At 57.5% G+C, this 273-nt stretch carries 1 protein-coding gene; it reads right to left on the reverse strand.

Annotation, left to right across the window (positions count from 1 at the left end; all coding sequences use genetic code 11):
- The coding region (locus tag OGY13_RS00105) for an Ig-like domain-containing protein (RefSeq protein ID WP_286593097.1) at positions 1-273 on the reverse strand (273 nt) is incomplete at both ends.

The following is a 273-nucleotide window of genomic DNA, read 5'->3' on the forward strand; positions in this document are numbered from 1 at the left end:
GCATCGCCGCCTGCCACGCCGCTTATCAGCGTGGTCATGCGGTTTTCAATGGCGTTGACCACATTGTCGTTCGCGACGGTATCGATATGTACCGTGTTTTCCGCGAAGTTATCGATATGCACGTTGTGGTCGCTGGTGGCGATCGCCAGGTTGCCCGCCGCATCGTGGGAGGTGACGCTGACATGGACCGTCGCCTCTTTCAGCACATGACCGACGTTGTCAGAGAACGCGCTCGAATCCACCTCGATGCGATAACCGAGGGTATTTTTCCCG

The sequence above is a fragment of the Citrobacter sp. Cpo045 genome (assembly GCF_030332875.1).
In the GTDB taxonomy this organism is placed as follows: Bacteria; Pseudomonadota; Gammaproteobacteria; order Enterobacterales; family Enterobacteriaceae; genus Citrobacter; species Citrobacter portucalensis.